Source organism: Tsukamurella sp. 8F (genome assembly GCF_029167375.1).
Classification (GTDB): domain Bacteria; phylum Actinomycetota; class Actinomycetes; order Mycobacteriales; family Mycobacteriaceae; genus Tsukamurella.
In genome coordinates this window covers 1-20429 of sequence record NZ_JARFTP010000025.1, presented here as the reverse complement: position 1 = coordinate 20429, position 20429 = coordinate 1, and the positions used below count along the sequence as shown (strand labels likewise).

General features: G+C 69.1%; 18 protein-coding genes. 6 read left to right on the top strand and 12 right to left on the bottom strand.

What is annotated here, in order from left to right; translation table 11 throughout:
* The 4 genes from P0W64_RS17000 to P0W64_RS16985 all read right to left on the bottom strand — a co-directional run bounded on the left by P0W64_RS17000 (position 1) and on the right by P0W64_RS16985 (position 4874).
* On the bottom strand, positions 1 to 762 hold the full coding sequence (locus tag P0W64_RS17000; RefSeq protein ID WP_275481349.1) for a maleate cis-trans isomerase: 762 nt from the start codon (positions 760 to 762) through the stop codon (positions 1 to 3).
* A gap of 164 nt (positions 763 to 926) precedes the next feature.
* Complete coding sequence (locus P0W64_RS16995; RefSeq protein WP_275481348.1) at positions 927 to 1619, bottom strand: TetR/AcrR family transcriptional regulator; 693 nt, start codon at positions 1617 to 1619, stop codon at positions 927 to 929.
* A 36-nt stretch (positions 1620 to 1655) separates the two neighbouring features.
* The gene (locus tag P0W64_RS16990) at positions 1656 to 3152 is read right to left on the bottom strand and encodes an FAD-dependent monooxygenase (protein ID WP_275481347.1); all 1497 of its coding nucleotides are present in this window, start codon (positions 3150 to 3152) and stop codon (positions 1656 to 1658) included.
* 27 nt (positions 3153 to 3179) lie between these two features.
* Entirely contained in the window at positions 3180 to 4874 is a 1695-nt protein-coding gene (locus P0W64_RS16985; protein WP_275481346.1) for an AMP-binding protein, read from the bottom strand.
* A gap of 119 nt (positions 4875 to 4993) precedes the next feature.
* On the opposite strand from P0W64_RS16985, the gene P0W64_RS16980 reads away from it, so the two are divergent.
* Positions 4994 to 5845 (top strand): alpha/beta hydrolase, encoded by an 852-nt coding sequence (locus P0W64_RS16980; RefSeq protein ID WP_275481345.1) that lies wholly within the window; start codon positions 4994 to 4996, stop codon positions 5843 to 5845.
* Positions 5846 to 5860: 15 nt separating this feature from the next.
* On the opposite strand, the gene mutM is transcribed toward P0W64_RS16980, so the two are convergent.
* The 6 genes from mutM to rsmD form a co-directional block, all read right to left on the bottom strand.
* Positions 5861 to 6721 (bottom strand): bifunctional DNA-formamidopyrimidine glycosylase/DNA-(apurinic or apyrimidinic site) lyase, encoded by an 861-nt coding sequence (mutM, locus tag P0W64_RS16975; RefSeq protein ID WP_275481344.1) that lies wholly within the window; start codon positions 6719 to 6721, stop codon positions 5861 to 5863.
* Positions 6721 to 7515, bottom strand: a complete 795-nt coding sequence (gene rnc, locus P0W64_RS16970) for a ribonuclease III (protein ID WP_275481343.1) — start codon at positions 7513 to 7515, stop codon at positions 6721 to 6723. The genes mutM and rnc overlap by 1 nt, the downstream gene beginning before the upstream one ends.
* A 23-nt stretch (positions 7516 to 7538) precedes the next feature.
* On the bottom strand, positions 7539 to 8147 hold the full coding sequence (locus P0W64_RS16965; protein WP_275481342.1) for a DUF177 domain-containing protein: 609 nt from the start codon (positions 8145 to 8147) through the stop codon (positions 7539 to 7541).
* Positions 8148 to 8240: 93 nt separating this feature from the next.
* Positions 8241 to 9026 carry a DivIVA domain-containing protein gene (locus P0W64_RS16960; RefSeq protein ID WP_275481341.1) on the bottom strand — a complete coding sequence of 262 codons (786 nt, stop codon included), beginning with the start codon at positions 9024 to 9026 and terminating at the stop codon, positions 8241 to 8243.
* A 103-nt stretch (positions 9027 to 9129) separates the two neighbouring features.
* Positions 9130 to 9603, bottom strand: coding sequence for a pantetheine-phosphate adenylyltransferase (gene coaD / locus P0W64_RS16955; RefSeq protein WP_275481340.1), 474 nt, complete (start codon positions 9601 to 9603; stop codon positions 9130 to 9132).
* A complete protein-coding gene (rsmD, locus tag P0W64_RS16950; protein ID WP_275481339.1) occupies positions 9600 to 10166 on the bottom strand; it encodes a 16S rRNA (guanine(966)-N(2))-methyltransferase RsmD in 567 nt (188 codons plus the stop codon). The genes coaD and rsmD overlap by 4 nt, the downstream gene beginning before the upstream one ends.
* A gap of 65 nt (positions 10167 to 10231) precedes the next feature.
* Here rsmD and P0W64_RS16945 point away from each other — a divergent pair, with 65 nt between their 5' ends.
* Positions 10232 to 13132, top strand: a complete 2901-nt coding sequence (locus P0W64_RS16945) for an FAD-binding and (Fe-S)-binding domain-containing protein (RefSeq protein WP_275481338.1) — start codon at positions 10232 to 10234, stop codon at positions 13130 to 13132.
* On the opposite strand, the gene P0W64_RS16940 is transcribed toward P0W64_RS16945, so the two are convergent.
* Positions 13122 to 14528, bottom strand: a complete 1407-nt coding sequence (locus P0W64_RS16940; protein WP_275481337.1) for an MFS transporter — start codon at positions 14526 to 14528, stop codon at positions 13122 to 13124. The genes P0W64_RS16945 and P0W64_RS16940 overlap by 11 nt on opposite strands.
* A 262-nt stretch (positions 14529 to 14790) precedes the next feature.
* Here P0W64_RS16940 and P0W64_RS16935 point away from each other — a divergent pair, with 262 nt between their 5' ends.
* The gene (locus tag P0W64_RS16935) at positions 14791 to 16374 is read left to right on the top strand and encodes an alkaline phosphatase D family protein (protein WP_275481336.1); all 1584 of its coding nucleotides are present in this window, start codon (positions 14791 to 14793) and stop codon (positions 16372 to 16374) included.
* Between the two features lie 3 nt (positions 16375 to 16377).
* Here the strand turns inward: P0W64_RS16935 and P0W64_RS16930 are convergent, their stop codons facing one another.
* Positions 16378 to 17754, bottom strand: a complete 1377-nt coding sequence (locus P0W64_RS16930; RefSeq protein ID WP_275481335.1) for an LLM class flavin-dependent oxidoreductase — start codon at positions 17752 to 17754, stop codon at positions 16378 to 16380.
* Between the two features lie 384 nt (positions 17755 to 18138).
* Here P0W64_RS16930 and ectA point away from each other — a divergent pair, with 384 nt between their 5' ends.
* From ectA to P0W64_RS16915, 3 genes are read left to right on the top strand one after another with little or no spacing between them, the layout of a single operon-like run.
* A complete protein-coding gene (ectA, locus tag P0W64_RS16925; protein ID WP_275481334.1) occupies positions 18139 to 18687 on the top strand; it encodes a diaminobutyrate acetyltransferase in 549 nt (182 codons plus the stop codon).
* 42 nt (positions 18688 to 18729) lie between these two features.
* Entirely contained in the window at positions 18730 to 20010 is a 1281-nt protein-coding gene (gene ectB, locus P0W64_RS16920; RefSeq protein WP_275481333.1) for a diaminobutyrate--2-oxoglutarate transaminase, read from the top strand.
* The gene (locus P0W64_RS16915) at positions 20007 to 20399 is read left to right on the top strand and encodes an ectoine synthase (protein ID WP_275481332.1); all 393 of its coding nucleotides are present in this window, start codon (positions 20007 to 20009) and stop codon (positions 20397 to 20399) included. Before ectB ends, P0W64_RS16915 begins: the two co-directional genes overlap by 4 nt.
* Positions 20400 to 20429 lie beyond the last annotated feature (30 nt).

Sequence of the window (20429 nt, the reverse complement as noted above, 5' to 3'; positions counted from 1 at the left end):
TCAGTGCGTTTCGATGACGGCGTCGGCGCGCAACAAGGACCCGGCACCGGGGATGTCGACCGTGACGCCCACGGCGCGCAGGATGCGGTACGCACCGGCGGTCGCGGCGGTGATCACGGGGACGCCGAACTCGTCCTCGGCGGCCTGCACCAGATCCAACGAGGGCATCTGCACGCATGCCGACAGCACGAGAGCGTCCACGTCGGCGAGGTCCATGCTGCGCGCGGCCTCCATCACCCGCTCGCCGGGGATGCGCCCCACCTCGGCGTTGTCGGCGACTTCCAGTGCACGCCACTCGGTCACGGTGAGCCCCTCGTGCTCGAGGTAGGCCATCACCTGCTCGGCGAGCGGCCGCTGATACGGGGTGACCACGGCGATCCGCGTCGCCCCCATATCGGCGAGGGCGTCCACCAACGCGCCGGCGCTGGACAGGACGCGGGCGTCGCTGCCGCCCTCCGACAGCTGCTCGGCGATCTTCGCCTCGACGTGGTGATGCTCCCCCGGTCCGGTGGACATGATCGCGACCAGGCAGGCGTACAGCATTGCGTCGACGCCCGCGTCGCCGAGCTCGATCACGCACCGTTCGCGCTGGGCGTTCATGGCGCGCAGCTGCTCGGGTGAGACCTTCTGCATGCGCATCCGGCTCGCGTGGAAGGTGAACTCCCGCTCCGGATGCCGCGCCAGGATGCGGGGCATCTCGGTCTCGACGGTGACGTTCGAGCTGGGCACGACCAGTCCGATCCGAATGGGGTTGGCGCTCATGGGTCTCCTCCGATGGGTTCCGCCTTCCTTCTCAGTATTCGACACAGACGTTCAATTGTCAACATTAATGTCAGGGATCTGCCGGTCGCGTAACCCGCAGACGACGATCGCCCGCCCCGCCGGAGTGGCGGAACGGGCGATCCTGGCGCGCAGGCGATCTCGGGTCAGAGCAGAGGTTCGAGACGGTCCAGGCGGGTGCGGATCTCAGCGAGCAGGCCGGCCGGACCGGCTACGGCGCCGTCGGTCTCGGGAACACGGAGCATCCGCTGCGCCAGCCCGCTGATCGTGTCGACGATCGCCTGCACCTCGACGCCGTCGGCCGGCTTCGCCCACCACGCGACCCAGTTGCACATGCCGAGCAGGCTGAGCGCCGCGGTGCGCGGGTCCACGGGGCTGAACTGCCCCGCCTTGATCCCCTCCTCGATGATCGACACCACTTCGCGTAGCACGCGGCGGCGGGCGGCGGCGTGGTCCTCCCCGGCCTCCTTCGGCAGCATCATCTCGGAGCGGTCGAGGATGCGGAACTGGCTGGGGTGCTCGGCGCGCTGCCGCACGAGTTGCTCGGTGAGGATGGTGAGTTTCTCGCTGGGCTGGAGGTCGGCGCGGGCGCTGAGCTCGGCGATGACGTCGGCGAGCGCCTGCGAGACCCGCTCCACCAGCATCACCAGCAGGTCCTCCTTGCTGCTGATGTAGTGGTACAGCGCGGGCCGGGACACGCCCACGGCGTCGGCGATGTCCTGCAGGCTGGTCGCGTCGTAGCCCTTCACCGCGAACAGGTCCGTCGCGGAGTCCAGGACGTCGCCGATAACCAGTTCGCGCCGACGCTGCCCGCTGCTCTTACCCACGCCTGTCGACATGCGTCGCAGTGTACGTCGGGCGGTCGTGGCGACCATTCAGCCGACGAGGACCACGGCGTCCGCCCGGCCCGCGCCGACCGCTGCGGCGGCCTCCGTCCGCAGGGCCGACGGAACCTCGACGACGACGGTCTTGCCCGCCCAGCGCACGCGCTCGGCCACGTCGATCCGCGCGCCCACGTGCTTCGGGTCCGACGGCCCGCCGACCACGATCACGTCGGCGTCCTCGCCGCTGAGGCGGGCGACGAAGGCATCGTGGGCGGGGCCCCAGACCTCGCCACCGTCCCACTCGGCCCGCAGGGCGCCGGCCAGGTCCGCCGTGGCCACGTCGGGTGCGCGCCCCAGGACCCAGTCGCCGACCGTGTCGGGCTCACCGACCGGTGCCTCGCCGAGCGGGGCGAGGGCCGCCCTTGCGGTCTCGGGGTACTCGGCGGCGTAGTGCTCGATGCCGAGGTTGCCCGCGCGGGTCATGTACGAGAGGGCGATCCGCTCCGGCGCCTGGGCGGCCCGCTCGCGGAAGCTCGACCACCAGTTCTGCGAGCGCGCGGCGAGGTGCTTGAACCGGTCCACGTACGGGCGACGCGCCGTCTCGTACGCGGCGAACGCCGCGTCGGTGTCGTCGTGCTCGGCCAGGGCCTCGGCGAGGGCGATCGCGTCCTCGAGCGCCAGCTTGGTGCCGGAGCCGATGGTGTAGTGCGCGGTGTGCGCGGCGTCCCCGATGAGCACCACGTTGCCGGCAGACCAGTTGCGCAGCGAGACCGTGGGGAACTGCGCCCAGCGGGTGCGGTTGGCGAGCAGCCGCCGACCGCCGAGTTCCTCGGAGAACACGTCCTCGAGCAGCGCGAGGCTGCGCTCGTCCGATTCGCCCGCGGGTGCCTCGGCGGCGAACCGGTCGAGGCCCGCGGCCCGGAAGGACTCGTCGTCGGTCTCGATGAGGAACGTGCTGCGATCGTCGGCGTACGGGTAGGCGTGCACCACGAACATCGCGTCATCGCGGGTGCGCCAGGTGAAATTGGCGTTACTCACCGCGAAGTCGGTGCCGCACCACATGTAGTGGAGGCTGCCGTAGGTGATCGAGACGCCCAGCCGGTGGGCGAGCCGCTCCCGAACCGCGCTGCGGGCACCGTCGGCGGCGACGACGACGTCGGCCTGCACGTCCGCGACGCCCGCCTTGCAGCCGAGCCGGATCTCCACACCGGCCTCGAGGGCGGACTTGGTGAGCACCTCGAGCAGCGCGGCCCGGCCGATCGCGAGGTTGCGTGCGCCGTGCAGGCCCACCTCGCGGCCGCCGGTGCGCAGCACCAGACTGTGCCCGGCGTGGCTCGCCTCGCGGAGCCGGTCCGCGGTGATCGGGTCGGCCTTCGCCATATTGCTCATGGTCGACTCGGTGAGGCCCACGCCGAAGCCGAAGGTCTCGCCGCTCGCGTCGGCGCGCTCGTAGATCGTGACCAGCGCCCGCGGGTCGTTCACCTTGATCAGTCGCGCCGCCGCCAGCCCGGCGGGCCCGCCGCCGATGATCGCCACCGTCCTGCTCATGTTCTTCGTCCTTCCTCTGACGAGAAGTCAGTGCGCCGACTCGGCGCGCAGTGCTTCGGCGACCCGCTCGCGCAGGTCCTTCTTGGAGACCTTGCCCACGTTGGAGAGGGGGAACCGGTCCACGACCTCGATACGCTCGGGCAGCTTGTACTTCGCGAGTCCCTGCTCGGTGAGGAACCCGCCGATCGACGCGACCGTCGGCGTCGAGGCGCCCGGCTCGACGATCAGGTATGCGCAGGCCCTCTCGCCCAGCACCGGATCGGGCATCGCCACGAGCGCGGCATCGACGATGTCCCGGTGGCGCAGCAGCACCTCCTCGACCTCCTCGGCGTGGATCTTCTCGACGCCACGGTTGATCACGTCCTTGATCCGACCCTCGATCGAGTACACCGTGACGCCGTCGATCACGTGGGCGCGTGCCAGGTCGCCGGTGCGGTAGAACCCGTCGGCGCTGAATGCGTCCCGGTTGTGCTGCTCGGCGCGGTAGTACCCGCGGATCGTGTAGGGCCCCCGGGCGCAGAACTCGCCGATCTCGCCGGGCGCCACCTCGTCGTCGCCCGCGATCTCGACGATCCGCACCTCGTCGGCGGGCGAGACCGGCGAGCCCACGCTGTGGTGGCGCACCTCCTCTCCGGCCCCATCGGGTGTCACGAGGAACATGCCCTCGGCCATGCCGAACATCTGCCGCACCGCGATGCCGAGCTCGTCGCGCAGCCGGATCGAGACGTTCTCCGGCAGCGCCTGCCCGCCGACGATGAGGTCGACGATGCTGGACAGGTCCGCCGTCGCGCTGCGCGGCTCCTCCAGCATGCGAACCACCAGGGCGGGCGGCATGAGGGGCAGGACGGTCGGCCGCTCGGCCTCGATCAGGTCCAGCAGCTGCGGGATCTGCGCGGTCGGCGACAGCACCACGCTCGCGCCGCTGAGCAGCGCCGGCTGGAGCGCCAGCGCGATCCCGGCGTTGTGCATCAGCGGCAGCGGGTAGAGCACCCGAGTCTCGGTGCCCCAGCCCAGCGCTCGCGCCCAGGCGCGGGAGTTGTGCACGTACTCCTCGTGCAGCCGGGGCGCCACCTTGGGTAGGCCCGTGGTGCCTCCCGACAGCTGGAACAGGGCGATCTGCTCGGGATCGACCGCGGGGGCCGACGGTGCCATGCGGCCCGCCTCGAGCAGGGCGTCGAGGGTCGGGGTCCCGCCGATGGCGGCCCCGCGGGCGACGATGACGACAGGGAGGGCGCCGTCGGCATGCAGGGCCGAGGCAACGGCCACCGTCTCCCCCTTGCCGTTGTCGCCCTGGACGACGGTGGCCCGGGCCCCGACGTGCTCGGCCAGCAGGCCGATCTCGCGCGCCCCGTGCTGGGGCAGTGTGCACACGGGGCGAAGGCCGGCGGCGAGGACACCGAGGTAGGCCACAACTGTCTCCGCGACGTTTCCCATCTGGAACATGATCGGCTCGCCCGGCTTCAGGTCCGTGGCGACCAGAAGCCCGCGCGCGAACCGGTCCGCACGGTCGAACAGCTCGGCGTACGTCCAGCGGACCTCGGGCGTGACGAGGGCGGTCCGTTCGGCGAAAACACCTGCGGCGGCGCGGAGTTCGTCCGGTAGGGAGACGCCGCGCCACAGGCCCTCGTCTCGGTACCGGCGCACGAACCCGTCCGGGTACGGGACGAGACCGGGCTCATGGAAGGGGACGGCCATCTGCATCTCCGCGATCGTCTCTGACATAAAAGTCAAATTATCAACATAACTGTTGACAAGCAAGGGGTCTTCGCGTTGTATTTACATTGCTGTCGGATTCTCGCCATTTATGTAACATCGCTGCACCCGCACAAGGAGACCCCACCATGACGACCACTTCCGCCCCGGTGGAATCGACCACTCTCGACGCCGACGGCGTCCCGCTCGCCGCTCGGATCGCCCGGCCCGCCGGGGCGTCGCGCGCCCTGATCCTCGTCCTCCACGGCGGCACCTACGATTCCGAGTACTACCAGGCCGGCGACGATTCCCTGCTGGCACTCGGTCCCGGTCTCGGCTACACGGTCGTGGCCGTCGATCGGCCCGGCTACGGCGGCAGCACCGCCGTGCCCGCGGACCGGCTGGGGTTCGACGCGCAGACGAAGATCCTCACCGCTGCGATGGAATCGCTGGCCGCGAGTTCCGGTCTACCGCTGGTGCTGGTGGGCCACTCGATCGGCGGGATGCTCGCGCTGCTGGTCGCGGCGTCATCGGCCACGCCCCGCGGCGTCGAGATCAGCGGCCTGGGCGAGCTCTGGCAACCCGGCGTCCGGGAGATGTGGGGTGGCCTGCGCAGCGACGCGCCCGCGATCGAGCTCCCGCCCGAGGCCCACGCGGGCGTCATGCTCGGCGCGGACGACACGGTCGACGGCGCGGCCGCTGCGCGCGACGGCGAGCTGATGCGTCCCATGCCGATGCCCGAGCTCGACGACGTCATCGACTGGGCGGACCGGCTGCCCACCGTCGGCGCCGCGGTCACCGCACCCGTGCGTCTGACCTTCGCGGAGCAGGACAAGATCTGGCGCTCGGACGACGAGGCGATGGCGGCGGCCGCGTGCCACTTCACAGGTCCGTTCGCCGCCACCCGGATGGCGGGCGTGGGGCATTCGATCGAGCTGCACCGCCGCGCCCGCGAGTACGCGTTGAGCCAGCTGTCGTTCGTGGAGCAGTCGATCGCCTGACACGGGCTCGCGCGATCAGCGCCGCGGCGCCCTCTGACACCTGGGGCAGAAGTGCGACCCGCGGTTCATGAACTGCTCGCGGCGCATGATCGTGCCGCAGCGGCGGCAGGGCTCGCCGTCGCGCCCGTACGCATTCAGCGACCGCTCGAAGTAGCCCGACTGACCGTTGACGTTCACGTACAACGCGTCGAAGCTGGTGCCGCCCTGGCCGAGCGCCTCGCGCATGACCTGGGTGGCATCGTCGAGCAGCCGCGCCAGCGCGGGCCTCGTCATGGCTGCCGCCCGGCGCCGGCCGTGAACGCGGCTGCGCCACAACGCCTCGTCGGCGTAGATGTTGCCGATTCCGGATACGACGGTCTGGTCCAGCAACACACGTTTGACCTCGGTGTCCTTGCGCTTCATCGCGGCAACGGCGGCGGCATGGTCGAACAGCGGGTCCAGCGGATCGCGCGCGATGTGCGCGACGGAAGTCGGCACGTCGGTCCCGTCGACCATGACGAGCGGGTCGACATGCCACCCACCGAACGTCCGCTGGTCCAGGAACCGCAGCACAGTGCCGTCGCCCAGGGCGGCACGGATACGCAGGTGCCGGTCATCGCCTTCACCGAACAGCATCTGGCCACTCATGCCCAGGTGGACGACGATCGCGCTGTCCGGGGCGGCGCCGCCGGAACTCAAAGGCAGCCACAGGAACTTGCCGCGCCGCTCCGCGGACGCGATCGTCGCGCCGCAGATCCGGCCGATCAGGTCGAGGTCTCCCGCCACATGCCGTCGCGCGGCACGCGGGTGCAGAACGTCGACGCCGACGACGGTGCGACCGACGAGATGGTCCGCGAGGCCGCGGCGGACGACCTCGACCTCGGGGAGCTCGGGCATCAGGCCTCGGCCGCGGGCGCCACAGGCTCCTCGCCGGCGGCCTGGCCGGCCGCAACCGCGGGCCGAGCCTCCGGAGCCACAGCCGCACCTGGCTGTGTGCCCGGAATGTTCTCGTCGATCTCCTGCCATGCGGCGGCGGCGGCCTTCTGCTCGGCCTCCTTCTTGGTGCGGCCGACGCCGCTGCCCAGATCGCGACCATCCACGACGGCGACCGCCGTGAACTCCTTGTCGTGGTCGGGACCGGTGGAAGTGATGCGGTAGCCGGGAACGCCGAGATCCTTCTCGGCGGTGATCTCCTGCAGGGAGGTCTTCCAGTCCAGGCCGGCGCCCATCGCGGACGACGTCGACAACAGTTCCTCGAACAGCCGCAGGACGACGGCGCGGGCGGCGTCGATGCCGTGCTCGAGGTGCACGGCGCCGAGCAGAGACTCCATGCCGTCGGCGAGGATGCTGTCCTTGTCGCGGCCGCCGGTGAGCTCCTCGCCCTTACCGAGCAGCAGGTGCGCGCCGAGCCCGCCCTCGCCGAGACCGCGCGCCACCGACGCGAGTGCGTGCATGTTGACCACGCTGGCGCGGATCTTCGCGAGGTCGCCCTCGGGCTTGTCCGGGTGCGTGCGGTACAGCCACTCGGTCACCGACAGGCCGAGGACGCTGTCGCCCAGGAACTCGAGCCGCTCGTTGGTCGGCAGCCCGCCGGCCTCGTAGGCATACGAGCGGTGGGTCAGGGCCAGCGTCAGCAACTCATCAGGGAGGCCCACGCCGAGCGCAGCCAGCAACTGCGAGTGGTCCGTCATCGGCGGGACCGGGAGGCGCTTGGTCACCGGGCGTCGGCCCCCGCTCCAGCGGCGCCGCCGTCCGCGGGTCCGTCCTGCGCGAACCGCGCGAGCCCCGCCCAACGGGGATCGATCTTGTCGTGCTCGTGTCCCGGTTCGAGGTCGGCGAGACGCTCGCCGCATTCGGGGCACAGTCCTGGGCAGTCCGGGGTACAGGTGGGTGCGAGCGGCAGCTCGATTCCCACCGCGTCGATGATCGACTGCTCCAGATCGATCAGGTCGTCGTCGATGCGCTGCACCTCGTCGGCGTCCGTCGTCTGCTCGGTCTCGCTACCCGGGTAGGCGTACAGCTCGGTCAGGAACAGGTTGACGGCACCGTCGACGGGCGCGAGACAGCGCGCGCACTGCCCCGTGGTGTCCGCGCTGACGCAGCCCGTCACCAGGATCCCCTCGGAAACGGCCTGGACCTGCAGGTCCAGGTCGATCTCCTCGCCGGCCTCGATCCCGATCATGTCGACACCGATGCGCTCCGGGGCGGCCACGGTGCGATGCACCTGCGCCGACGTCCCGGGTCGCTTCCCGAACGCGCAAACATCCAGGACGTACGGCTTCCCCGCGGGCTGCCGGACAGTCGCGGCTTTGTTCTCGGACACAACCCACCTCACGGGCTAGACGGTTACTCCTGGGCTCACTGAGCCAAACACCCAAGCATAGGTCAGGTTCCGTGCCCGGGCAAACCGCGCGGCTCAGCCCGCCTGCGGCTCCGCGAACTCGTCGAAGTAGTCGTCGGTGGCACCGTGGTCCGTGTAGTCGTGCACGCCCGCGGCGGTGCGCAGCTGCTGCCGACCGCGGTTCACCGAACGCATGGTGGTGCCGAGGATCTCCTCGAACTGCGCCAGCTTGGTGTCGACGTAGACGTCGCACTCCCCGCGGAGCCGGTCCGACTCCGCGTGAGCGGCGTCGATGATCCGGTCGGACTCGGCCTTCGCAGCAGCGACGACCTCGGTCTCGGCGACCAGGCGCTCCTGCTCGGCGATGCCCTCGTCGACGGACCGCTGGTACGCAGCGTTGCCCTCGGCCGCCAGACGCTCGGCCTCGGAGCGGGCACGGCCTGTGACGGCCTCGTACTCGCGCTGGGCACCGCGGCGGATCCGCTCGTCCTCGGCGCGGGCGTCGGCGACCATCGCGGACGCGTGCTGGTGCGCCTCGGCGACCATGCGGTCCGCCTGCGCCTTGGCGTCGGCAAGGAGCCGATCCGCCTCCGCACGCGAGCGGCTCAGGGTCGCGTCGGCCTCCGAATCAGCCTGGGCGACAGTGGTATCGGCGTGGTGACGGGCCTCGCTGACGAGCCTGTCCTTCTGGTCGAGCACATCCTGCGCGTCGTCCAGGTCGCCGGGGAAGGAGTCACGGATATCGTCCAGAAGCTCCAGCACATCACCCCGAGGTACCACGCAGCCGGCGGTCATCGGGACGCTGCGGGCCTCCTCCAGGATCGCCCCCAGCTCGTCGAGCGCTTCGAAAACTCGGTACACGGCACAACCTCTCACAGACGGTGTCTGAAGCCCATTGTCCCGCGATCTGCGCAGAATGCACCGAACCCGCGGACGTACGCGTGTCGGCACGGCGGCCGCGCCCCTATGCCAGCTTGGCGGCGAGAGCACGCCCGACGTTGCCAGGCACCAGCTCGTCGATGTCACCGCCCAGCTTGCGGACCTCCTTGACCAGCGAGCTGGATACGAACGCGTACTTCGGATCGGTGCACAGGAACACCGTCTCGACGCCGGTGAGGTGGGCGTTCATGGAGGCCATCGGCTGTTCGTAGTCGAAGTCCGTCGAATTGCGCAGGCCCTTGACGATGGCGTCGGCACCGCACTCGCGGGCGTAGTCGACCAGCAGGCCCGTCCACTGATCGACGGTGACGTTGCCCAGATCCGCGACGTTCTCCTCGATGAGCGCGATCCGCTCGTCGATTCCGAACATGCCCGACTTGTTGGGGTTCACCACCACGGTGACCACGAACTCGTCGAACAGTCGCGCGGCTCTGCGGAAGACGTCGAGATGACCGAGCGTCACGGGGTCGAACGATCCGGGGCAGACGGCCTTGCTCATGGCTCCCCATCCTGCCAGAGCGCCAGCTGGATCCGGGTCTCGCCGTAGTCGCGAATCAGATCTTCGTCGAACCCCTCGGGCCATGCGATGGACGGTGTCCGCGCCGACCTCTCGACCAGCACGTGCGCGCCTGGAGCCAGCCAACCGCGGGTCAGTCCCTCGAGGTCCCGCTCGACGGTTGCACCCGGCAGGTCGTACGGCGGGTCGAGGAAGACGAGGTCCTGTCGTTGCGGCGTGCCCGCCAGGAAGTTCTCGACGGTGGACTTCCGCACCCGCGCATCCCGTCCCGCGGCCGCCACCGCCTGCACGTTCGCGGCCAGCACCGTCGCGGCACGATGATCGGCGTCGACGAGGACCGCCGATGCCGCGCCCCGCGAAAGCGCCTCGAGTCCGAGCGCTCCGGAGCCGGCGTAGAGATCCAGCACAGCGACACCGTCGAGGTCGACGCGAGCGGCAAGGGCGCTGAACACGGCCTCGCGCACCCGGTCCGACGTGGGCCGTGTCCCCTTCGGTGGCACCTGCAGCCGCCTGCCGCGCGCGGACCCGGCGATGATCCTCGTCATCGGCCCTCCCGTCGATCGTGGCGCCCGCATTGTGGCGGGCGCCCATGGTTCGGCACAGTAGTCGCATGACGCTCGCGGAGAACCTACGCGCGCTCGGGGTCGAGGCGGACGACTCGTCGCTGCGACTCGCCGAGTACGCCTACGACGCGTCCAACTACCGCATCCGCCCTGCCGCCGTGGTCTTCCCGCGCACCGCGGTGGACGTCGCAGCCGTCGCACGCTACTGCCACGAGCGCTCGATCACGCTGACCGCCCGGGGCGGTGGCACCGGCATGGGCGGCAACGCGATCGGCGCAGGTGTCGTCCTCGACCTCTCACGACACATGACAGCGGTGGGTCCGGTGGACGGCGAGCGTCGCACCGTCCACGCCGAGCCGGGGGTGGTACTCACCAGGCTGCGGGCGCACGTGCACGAACAGACCGGTGATCGGTGGACTTTCGCCCCCGACCCGTCGTCGCAGAACAGGGCCACGGTCGGCGGCGCGGTGGGCAATGACGCGTGCGGTAACCACTCGGTCAGGTACGGGCGAACCACGGATCATGTCGAGGAACTCGAGCTTGTCACCGCCGACGGTCTGCTGCTGACCGCGGACCGCCACGGCGTGCGCCCGACGGTGTCGGGAGACGCCGCCGCGGCGGCACGCGCACGCGACATCTCGTCCGGTATGCGGGATCTCGCGACCGCCAACCTGGCACCGCTGCGCACGGAGCTCGAGCGGTTCGGTCGCCAGGTCTCCGGCTATCACCTCGCACGACTGTTGCCGGAGAACGGGTTCGATGTCGCCCGCGCGCTGGTCGGCTCGGAGGGGACGTGCGCGATCGTGGTGGGCGCGACCCTGTCCCTGGTCCCGCGGGCGGCGAACGCACTGCTGGTGTGCCTCGGGTACCGCGACGTCGTGGACGCCGCGGCGGACGTGCCCCTGTTGCGCACGTTCGACCCGACCGCGGTCGAGGGCGTCGACGAGGCCATCGTGACGACGATGCGGGCGCGGCGCGGCACCGATTCCGTTGCCGCACTTCCGGACGGGCACGCGTGGCTGTTCGTAGACGTGGACGGGGACTCGCCGGCGGAGGTCGACGCCAAGGCGCGGGACGTGCTCGCCGCCGCCCGTGCTGCGGGCCGCGTGACCGGGGGCCGCGTCGTCCCCGATCCTGTCGAACGTGCACAGCTGTGGCGTGTGCGCGAGGACGGCGCGGGATTGTCCTCGCGACTCGCCGACCCGGCGGCGCCCGGGCCGGCCGCGTACGAGTCCTGGCCCGGCTGGGAGGACGCCGCGGTTCCGCCTGACCGCCTGGCGGGCTACCTGGCCGAGTTCACGGCGCTGCTGCAGCGGCACGATCTGCAGGGCGTCATGTACGGGCACTTCGGGGCTGGTTGCATGCACGTACGGATCACGTTCGACCTGCGGTCCGACGAGGGCGTGCGAGTGTTCCGCGCCTTCACGAACGAGGCGGCGCGACTCGTGGTGCGCCACGGGGGCTCACTCTCCGGCGAGCACGGCGACGGACGTGCGCGCAGTGAGTACCTGCCGCTCATGTACTCCCCCACGATGATCGACGCGTTCGGTCGGTTCAAGCGCCTGTGGGACCCGACGGGGATCCTCAATCCCGGCAGCATCGTCGACGCTGCGCCCGTGGACGCAGATCTGGCGCTGGCGGGCGTCCCCGACCGTCCCTGGCCCACGGTGACCGACCTCGGCGCACCGCTCCCGGGAAAGCCTGCGCCGTTCGTGCATGCGGTCCAGGCGTGCATCGGCGTGGGCCGATGCCGCAGCCACTCCGGCGGTGTGATGTGCCCGAGTTATCGCGCGACACAGGACGAGACGCATTCGACCCGCGGGCGCGCCCGAGTGCTGCAGGAGATGGTGCGCGGGGCCGCCACACCAGATGAGGGCTGGGGCTCCGCCGATGTGCGCGAGGCGTTGGACCTGTGTCTGGCGTGTAAGGCATGCTCCTCGGACTGCCCGGTGGGGGTGGACATGGCGACCTACAAGGCCGAGTTCCTGCACCAGCACTATCGACGCCGCGTGCGCCCGCCTGCGCACTACGCGTTCGGCGCGATGCCCGCACTGCTACCCACCGCCCGATTCTTGGCCCCCATCGCCAACCGACTTGCGAGGCGTTGCGGGCCCGTCGCCAGACTCGCGGGCATCGACCCGCGCCGCACGCTCCCTACGCTCGCGAGTCGCAGGGCGGTAGGAGACGCACTGTCGGCCTTACCCGTCCGCGCCGACGCGGACACGCTGCTCTTCGTCGACTCCTTCACCCGGGCGTTCCGTCCGCAGGTCGCTACGGCCACCGCCGCGGTACTCACGGACGCCGGCCGCGCCGTGACCCATACGTCCGCCGGCTGCTGCGGGCTGCCGCTCATCTCGACCGGGCAGCTGGGTAGGGCGAGAAAGCGGCTGCGCCGCTTGGCCGAGGCGCTCGATGGCGGCTACGCAGACGCGGCCCCGATCGTGGTGCCCGAACCATCGTGCGCGGCAACGATCAAGGGGGATCTGCCGCGCCTCGTCGACTCCCCTGCCGCGCGCCGCGTCTCGGAGCGCGTGCGCAGCTTCGCGTCCGAGGTCTCGATACTGCTCGACGATGGCTGGCGGCCGCGCCGCGCCATGCCGGGACACGTACTGCTGCAACAGCACTGCCACGAGTATTCGGTGTTCGGCGCCGGCCTACAGCGCTCCGTGCTCGGCCGGCTCGGCGTCGACGGAATCGAGGTCGCGGAGGGGTGCTGCGGCGTCGCGGGCGATTTCGGTTTCGAGGCCGGCCACTACGAGACCAGCATGGCCATCGCCGAACACGCCCTGGCACCGGCCCTTCGCGCCCGTCCGCACGAATCCGTGGTGCTCACGGACGGATTCAGCTGCCACATGGCCGTCGACCATCTGACAACGATCGGCCAGGTGCCGGCGGCAACGCCGATGCACCTGGCCGAGTTGCTGGCCGACCGTCCGCTCAGGCGCTAGCCTTCTCGTGGATCCGTGCCAACCGAGTGGCATTCGTATCGGGACCGGGGATCTCGGCACCGCGAATCGAACATCCCTTGGTCTCCTTGAGGAACGGCATCGCCAAGAGGCCGATCACGCACGCCGCCATCATGTACCAGGCGGGAAACAGCTTCCATCCGGTGTTGTCCACGACCGCATCGTTGATGAGTCCCGCTGTACCGCCGAACGCCGCGGTGGCGACGTTGTAGGAGATCGCGAAGCCTGCATAACGAACGGGCGTCGGGAACATCGCAGGGAATGTCGCGGAGATCGTCGCCAACTGCGGAATGTATAGCAGCCCCAGGATCACGAATGCGATGATCGCCCACACGAAGCCCTGCGCCATCAGGATGAACAGCGGCCACGCGAATATGAGCAGGCCGATCAGCGAGCCCCACCACATGGGTTTCCTACCCGTGTAGTCGGATAGCCGCCCGAACAGCGGGATGAACGCGGCCATCACGACCTCACCGATGACGATCAACGCCGTGGTCGACCCGGTCGACAGATTGATCTCCTTCTCGAGGTACGTCGGCATGTAGGTGAGAAGCGAGTAGTTGACGACGTTCAGAGCGATGACCATTCCGAACATCGTGAGGATCGGACGCCAGTACTCGACCAGCAGCTTCTTGAACCGCCCCCAGGCCGAGATGTCCCCCTCGGGAGTCGCCTCCATCTCCTCGAACACCGGGGTGTCGTCCATGTGCGACCGGAGGTACCAGCCGACCGCGCCGAGCGGAAGCGCGATGAAGAAGGGAATCCGCCAGCCCCACGACTGCATCTGCTCGTCGGTGGTCAGTGCCTGCATCAGCAACACCACGCAGCTGCCCAGCGCGAACCCACACATCGTGCCGAATTCGAGGAAACTGCCGTATCTTCCGCGCTTGCGATCCGGCGAGTACTCGGCCATGAACGTAGCCGCACCACCGTATTCGCCGCCGGTGGAGAAGCCCTGGATCACGCGGAGCAACATGAGCAGGATCGGCGCCAACACACCGACCTGGGCGTGGCTCGGAAGAACGCCGATCAAGGCGGTCGAACCCGCCATCATCAGGATGGTGGTCGCCATGACCACCTTGCGTCCCAATCGATCACCCAGCGGGCCCCACACCATCCCGCCCAGCGGGCGCAGCACGAAGGAGATCGCGAAGCCCAGGTAGGTTCCTATCGATCCGAGATGGCCTGGAAAGAACGTGTGCGTCAAGTATGTGAGTGTGGCCGCGTACACGCCGTAGTCGAACCACTCGGTCATGTTTCCGAGCGCCGACGCTGCGATGGCGCGATGGAGTACTCCCTGGTCCACCTCCTTGGGTGGCTTCTCCAGCGCCGCAGCAAGACTCGCGCTACTACCGGGCTCGTGTGACTGATCAGGCATATCGGCCCCCAGCGTTATTAACCCGCCGCCGTAGCCGCCTCTGTCTAGACGTGCCGTTGCGGCGGATCGTGATCCGCTTTCGGCGAATCGGTGAGCGTTTCGAGTGCCCGCCGAGCCGTCGTATCGTCCGTGTGTCGAACCTAGCAGAAACCACTGGCGCTCATCGTCTCTGTTCGTTCACCGCCGATTTCCCCTGCCTTTGCCGGAGCGAAGAATTCTCGGCCACGCTGGGCGAATGACACTGAATCAGCCCAGTTCAGCCATGTCCCGCCGTACTCTGCTCCGCGCCGGCCTCGGCGGTGCGATCCTGATTCCCGCCGGCACCGCGCTCGCCGCGTGCTCGTCGGGCACACCATCGGGATCGTCCGGATCGTCCGGATCCGGGCTGGCGGTGAAGCGTCCGCGGCTCACTCACGGTGTCGCCACGGGCGACCCGCGCGCGAACGGGACACTGGTCTGGGCCCGTTCCGACACGCCGGCAACGATGATCGTCGAGACCGCGGCGACCGAGAGCTTCTCGGGCGCGCGCACGGTCCGTGGCCCGCAGCTCACGCCGGCGACCGACGGCACCGGCCGCGTCCGCATCACCGGGCTGGAGGCGGGCCAGACGGTGCACTACCGCGTCACCCTCGAGGGCGAGAACGGAGCGAGGTCGGAGCCCGTGACCGGCGTGTTCACCACCGTCCCCACCGCACCCCGCGACGTGCACTTCCTGTGGTCGGGGGACGTCGTCGGCCAGGGCTGGGGCATCAACCGCGACGGCGGCATGGCGGTGTGGGGTGCGATGGCGGACAAACGGCCGGACTTCTTCCTGCACTCCGGCGACGCGATCTACGCCGATAATCCGGTGACCGCCGAGCAGAAACAGAATGACGGTCGCACGTACCGCAGCGTCACGGCTCCTGGCAAGGATCAGGTCGCCCAGACCCTCGACCAGTTCCGGGGCAATTACCAGTACAACCTGTCCGACGCGCACTACCTACGCTTCAACTCGACGGTCCCGCAGATCATCCAATGGGACGACCACGAGGTGCTCAACAACTGGTTCCCCGGCGAGAACCTCACGGGTCAGGACCGCAAGGGCTACACCGAGACCGACGTCGACGTCCTGGCGGGACGGGCGTACCAGGCGTGGAGCGAATGGCAGCCTGTCGACCCGCGCGAGGCGAAGGCCGGTCGCGTGTACCGGACCATCTCGTACGGACCACTGCTCGACGTGTTCGTCCTGGATATGCGCAGCTACAAGGACCGGAACCCGGACGCGTGGGCCACGACGGACGACGAGGGCATCCTCGGCCGCGAACAGGAGCGGTGGCTCATCGACGGACTGAAGAATTCGAAGGCGACGTGGAAGGTAGTCGCGAACGACCTGCCGCTGGGCATCGTCGTCCCCGACTCCCTGTCCGATCCCAAGCAGGGACCGAAGTCGATGGAGGCGGTCGCGCAGGGCGAGGGCGGCGCTCCGCTGGGTCGCGAGATCGCGCTCTCCCGCATTCTCAGCGCGGTCAAGGAGGTGCGAAACATCGCGTTCCTCACCGCGGATGTGCACTACACCGCCGCGATCTCGTACGCCCCCGAGCGCGCGGCCTTCACCGACTTCACGCCGTTCTGGGAGTTCGTGTCCGGCCCGCTCAACGCGGGCGCGTTCCCGCAGAGCCCCCTCGATGGGACGTTTGGAGCGCGGTACGAGTTCGTGCACGCACCGGAGAAGGCGAACACATCGCCCGCAGAAGGCTTCCAGCACTTCGGCGATGTGACCATCAACGCCCAGACCAGGGCGCTGACGGTCAGCCTGTGCGATGCGACGGGAAAGTCTCTGTGGTCCAAGGAGCTTCCCGCGGCGTGACCCCTAGACCGCCGCTCCGAGGCGGTGGCGGTGCACAGGATGGTCGTCGGGCAGCCGGTCGCCCTTCCCGAACAGCTTGTGGCGCAGCGTTCCCGGCGTGTACTCGTCGGGATAGGCGCCGCGCCTGCGCAGTTCAGGCACTACGAGCTCGACGACGTCCTCGAACGTGCCCGGCGTGATGGCGTAGGCGAGATTGAAGCCGTCGACGTCGGTCTCCTCCGCCCACTCCTGCAACTCGTCGGCGATGCGTGAAGCCGATCCGGTCAGAACGGGACCCATCCCACCGATGCCGCCCCATTTCGCGATGTCGGCGACCGTCCAGGGCCGGCCGGACGGGTCGGCCTGCTGGAACGCCGCGACGGCCGACTGGATGGCGTTGGACTGCACGTCTCCGACGGGGTCGCTGGGCGAGTAGGCGCCCAGGTCCACGCCCATCCACCCGGACATGAACACCAGCGCGCCCTCGTCGCTGGCATAGCCCCGATAGTCGGCGAGCTTCGCCTGGGCACCCGCCTCCGTCTCGTCGGTCACGATCGTCAGCAACGTGTAGACCCGGGCCGAATGCGGGTCGCGTCCCTGCGCGACGAGTCCCTCCCGCACGGTCGTCACCAGGTTCTTCAGTATCGCCTTGGTGGGCGCGGCGACGAAGATCGCCTCTGCGTTCGCCGTCGCGAACTCCAGGCCGCGCGGGGACGCGCCCGCCTGATAGATGACGGGCGTGCGCTGCGGCGACGGCTCCCCCACGTGGATACCGGGTACGTCGAAGTACTTCCCGCGGTGAGCTATCGGATGCACCTTCTCGGGATGCGTGAAGATCCCCTTCTCGCGATCGCGGACGACCGCGTCGTCCTCCCACGACGCCTCCCACAGCTTGTAGAGCACCTCGAGGTACTCGTCGGCGTGGTCGTAGCGCTCGTCGTGTTGCAGCTGGTCCAGCTGCCCCATGTTCTTCGCGGCGGAAGGCAGGTATCCCGTCACGACGTTCCACCCGATGCGTCCGTTCGTCAGGTGGTCGAGCGTCGTCAGGCGACGAGCGAAAGGGAACGGGTGCTCGAAGCCGGTGCCCGCCGTGATACCGAAGCCGAGGTGCTCGGTCACGGTCGCCATCGCCGACACCAGCAGCAGCGGATCGGACACGGGAACCTGCGCCGCGTGCCGGATCGCGGCCTCGTCGCTGCCATGGAACGCGTCGTACACACCGAGCACATCGGCGATGAAGATGCCGTCGAACGTTCCGCGCTCGAGCAGCTGCGCGAGATCGGTCCAGTAGCCGAGCTCCTTGTACCGGTGCGACTGGTCCTCAGGGTGCCGCCAGAGGCCGGGCGACTGGTGGGCGACGCAGTTCATGTCGAACGCATTGAAGCGGATCTGACGGGTCATGTCGCGCACGCTATGGCCGGCCACGCACCCCAGCCAGCGTTGCGCTCGCGGTGGTTCCAGGACCACCCGAGACACCGTCCGCAACAGATCCTCCGGCCGTGCGCTGGGCCCGTGTGCAGGGCCGACACACCGCAGGGGGGTTGCGCAGCCGAGTACCCTCCGCGCTCTTCGCGTCCACGACGTGCGTGATGTGCTGCGACAGCCTCACCGACGACGGGGCCCGAGGCGCCGGACGTGCGATGAGGGCAGCGCCTACCGCCGACCCGCTCCTGAATGTGACCCATCTCACATACACCGGTCTTGCAGGGGATTGTCGGGCGTGTTCGGTGCCGATTCCGCTCCGGGGGTGAATTCCGGCCGCGAGGTCGTTAACGTCGAACTGCGATGCACCCTACTGAAGTGAGCTCCACCCCAGGAATCACCGAAGGCCCTGCAGGCAACGATGCAGTGTCGATCCGGCGACCCACGACATCCGACGGCACAAGGCTGTGGGAGATCGCGAGGGATACCGCGGTACTCGACCTCAACTCCACCTACGCCTACACCCTCTGGTGTGCCGATTTCGCCGAGACCTCATGCGTCGCAGTACGTAATGACGAGGTCGTCGGCTTCATCACCGGTTACATCCCGCCCTCCCGGCCGGACACGATCTTCATCTGGCAGGTGGCCGTCGATGGCGCCCACCGTGGCCTGGGAATCGCGGGAACCATGCTGAACGGACTACTGGACCGCGTTACCCCACAGGGGATCTCGCGCCTGGAGACCACGATCACGCCGTCGAATCAGGCGTCCGATCAGCTCTTCCGGTCCGTAGCCCGGGCGCGCTACGGAACTTTGACCGTCGCCGACTACTTCGAGTCGGCGGATATCTCTCCCGAATCCGATCCGCACGGCCACGAGGCCGAGCGGCTCTACACGATCACCCCCGTCTAACCGGGACCGATGTCAGCCTACGGTTCCAACCAGGAGGACGAGATGACCACTCCTACAACTACTTTTCCTGAAACGATCTTCGACGACCGCGAGTCGCAGGTTCGCAGCTACTCGCGCGGATGGCCCGCTGTCTTCGACAAGGCGGAGGGCTCGTGGATCATCGACCGAGATGGCAACCGCTACCTCGACTTCTTCGCCGGCGCAGGAGCTCTCAACTACGGGCACAACAACCCTCTGCTGCGCGAGGCCCTCGTCGACTACATCAGCAGCGGGCGGATCACGCACTCACTGGACATGTCGACGGTCGCGAAGGGCGAGCTGCTGGACACGTTCTCTGAGCGCATCCTCGAGCCGCGCGGGCTCGACTACAAGGTCCAGTTCCCCGGCCCGACCGGCACCAACACCGTCGAGGCCGCGCTGAAGCTGGCGCGAAAGGTGACCGGCCGCGAGTCGATCATCAACTTCACCAACGCTTTCCACGGTATGACGCTGGGATCGCTTTCGGTGACCGGCAACTCGATGAAGCGTGCCGGCGCCGGCATCCCGTTGGTGCACGCGACGCCGATGCCGTTCGACAACTACTTCGGCGGCGTCGTGGAGGACTTCCAGTGGTTCGAGCGCGTGCTCGACGACTCGGGCTCGGGCCTGAACCGCCCCGCGGCAGTCATCGTCGAGACCGTGCAGGGTGAGGGCGGCGTCAACGTCGCCCGCCCCGAGTGGCTGCGTGCCCTCGCCGACCTGTGCAAGCGCCGCGACATCCTGCTGATCGTCGACGACGTGCAGATGGGCTGCGGCCGCACCGGCCCGTTCTTCTCGTTCGAGATCGCGGGCATCGAGCCGGACATCGTCACGCTGTCGAAGTCCGTCGGCGGCTACGGGATGCCGCTCGCGCTCACGCTGTTCAAGCGCGACCTCGACGTGTGGGGCCCGGGCGAGCACAACGGCACGTTCCGCGGCAACAACCCCGCGTTCGTCACCGCGAAGGTGGCGCTCGACCACTACTGGGCCGATGACACGCTCGAGAAGTCCACGCTGGAGAAGGGTGAGCGCATCGCGTCGCGCTTCCGCACGCTGGCGGCCGAGTTCCCGGACGACCTGGCGACGCGAGGCCGCGGCCTCGTGCAGGCGCTTGCGTTCACCGAGGCGGAGCTCGCCGGCAAGGTGTGCCGCTACGCCTACGACAAGGGCCTGCTCGCCGAGACGTCGGGGCCGGACGACGAGGTCGTCAAGCTGCTGCCGCCGCTGACCATCACCGAGGAAGAGATCGACCAGGGCCTCGACATTCTCGAGGCCGGAACCCGAGAGGTACTGAGCAAGCGATGATCGTCCGCACGACCGAAGAGATCACCGGGACCGACCGCGACGTGGCGGCCGGGCACTGGCGGAGCAAGCGCATCGTGCTGGGCGGCGACAAGGTCGGCTTCTCGTTCCACGAGACCACCATCGACGCCGGCAGTGTCAACGAGTTCCACTACGCCAACCACGTCGAGGCGGTCTGGCTCGTCGAGGGCGAGGGAACCCTGCTCGACCGGGAGACGGGTAAGGAGTACCCGCTCGCGCCGGGCACGATGTATCTGCTGAACGGGCACGAGCGGCACACCGTCACCGCGCGCACCCAGCTGCGGATGCTCTGCGTGTTCAACCCGCCCGTCGTCGGCACCGAGGTACACGACGAGAACGGCGTCTACCCGCTGGTCGCAGTGCCGGACTGAACACCGGTGAAGGCCCCTTAGAGCGCGGCC

Coding starts and splice junctions, on each gene's coding strand:
- P0W64_RS16945 (WP_275481338.1), top strand. CDS start 10,232: ATGACGCTCGCGGAGAACCTACGCGCGCTCGGGGTCGAGGCGGACGAC.
- rsmD (WP_275481339.1), bottom strand. CDS start 10,166: ATGACGAGGATCATCGCCGGGTCCGCGCGCGGCAGGCGGCTGCAGGTG.
- P0W64_RS16995 (WP_275481348.1), bottom strand. CDS start 1,619: ATGTCGACAGGCGTGGGTAAGAGCAGCGGGCAGCGTCGGCGCGAACTG.
- ectB (WP_275481333.1), top strand. CDS start 18,730: ATGACCACTCCTACAACTACTTTTCCTGAAACGATCTTCGACGACCGC.
- P0W64_RS16935 (WP_275481336.1), top strand. CDS start 14,791: ATGTCCCGCCGTACTCTGCTCCGCGCCGGCCTCGGCGGTGCGATCCTG.
- mutM (WP_275481344.1), bottom strand. CDS start 6,721: ATGCCCGAGCTCCCCGAGGTCGAGGTCGTCCGCCGCGGCCTCGCGGAC.
- P0W64_RS16940 (WP_275481337.1), bottom strand. CDS start 14,528: ATGCCTGATCAGTCACACGAGCCCGGTAGTAGCGCGAGTCTTGCTGCG.
- coaD (WP_275481340.1), bottom strand. CDS start 9,603: ATGAGCAAGGCCGTCTGCCCCGGATCGTTCGACCCCGTGACGCTCGGT.
- P0W64_RS16990 (WP_275481347.1), bottom strand. CDS start 3,152: ATGAGCAGGACGGTGGCGATCATCGGCGGCGGGCCCGCCGGGCTGGCG.
- P0W64_RS16980 (WP_275481345.1), top strand. CDS start 4,994: ATGACGACCACTTCCGCCCCGGTGGAATCGACCACTCTCGACGCCGAC.
- ectA (WP_275481334.1), top strand. CDS start 18,139: ATGCACCCTACTGAAGTGAGCTCCACCCCAGGAATCACCGAAGGCCCT.
- P0W64_RS16985 (WP_275481346.1), bottom strand. CDS start 4,874: ATGTCAGAGACGATCGCGGAGATGCAGATGGCCGTCCCCTTCCATGAG.
- P0W64_RS16930 (WP_275481335.1), bottom strand. CDS start 17,754: ATGACCCGTCAGATCCGCTTCAATGCGTTCGACATGAACTGCGTCGCC.
- P0W64_RS17000 (WP_275481349.1), bottom strand. CDS start 762: ATGAGCGCCAACCCCATTCGGATCGGACTGGTCGTGCCCAGCTCGAAC.
- P0W64_RS16915 (WP_275481332.1), top strand. CDS start 20,007: ATGATCGTCCGCACGACCGAAGAGATCACCGGGACCGACCGCGACGTG.
- rnc (WP_275481343.1), bottom strand. CDS start 7,515: ATGACGGACCACTCGCAGTTGCTGGCTGCGCTCGGCGTGGGCCTCCCT.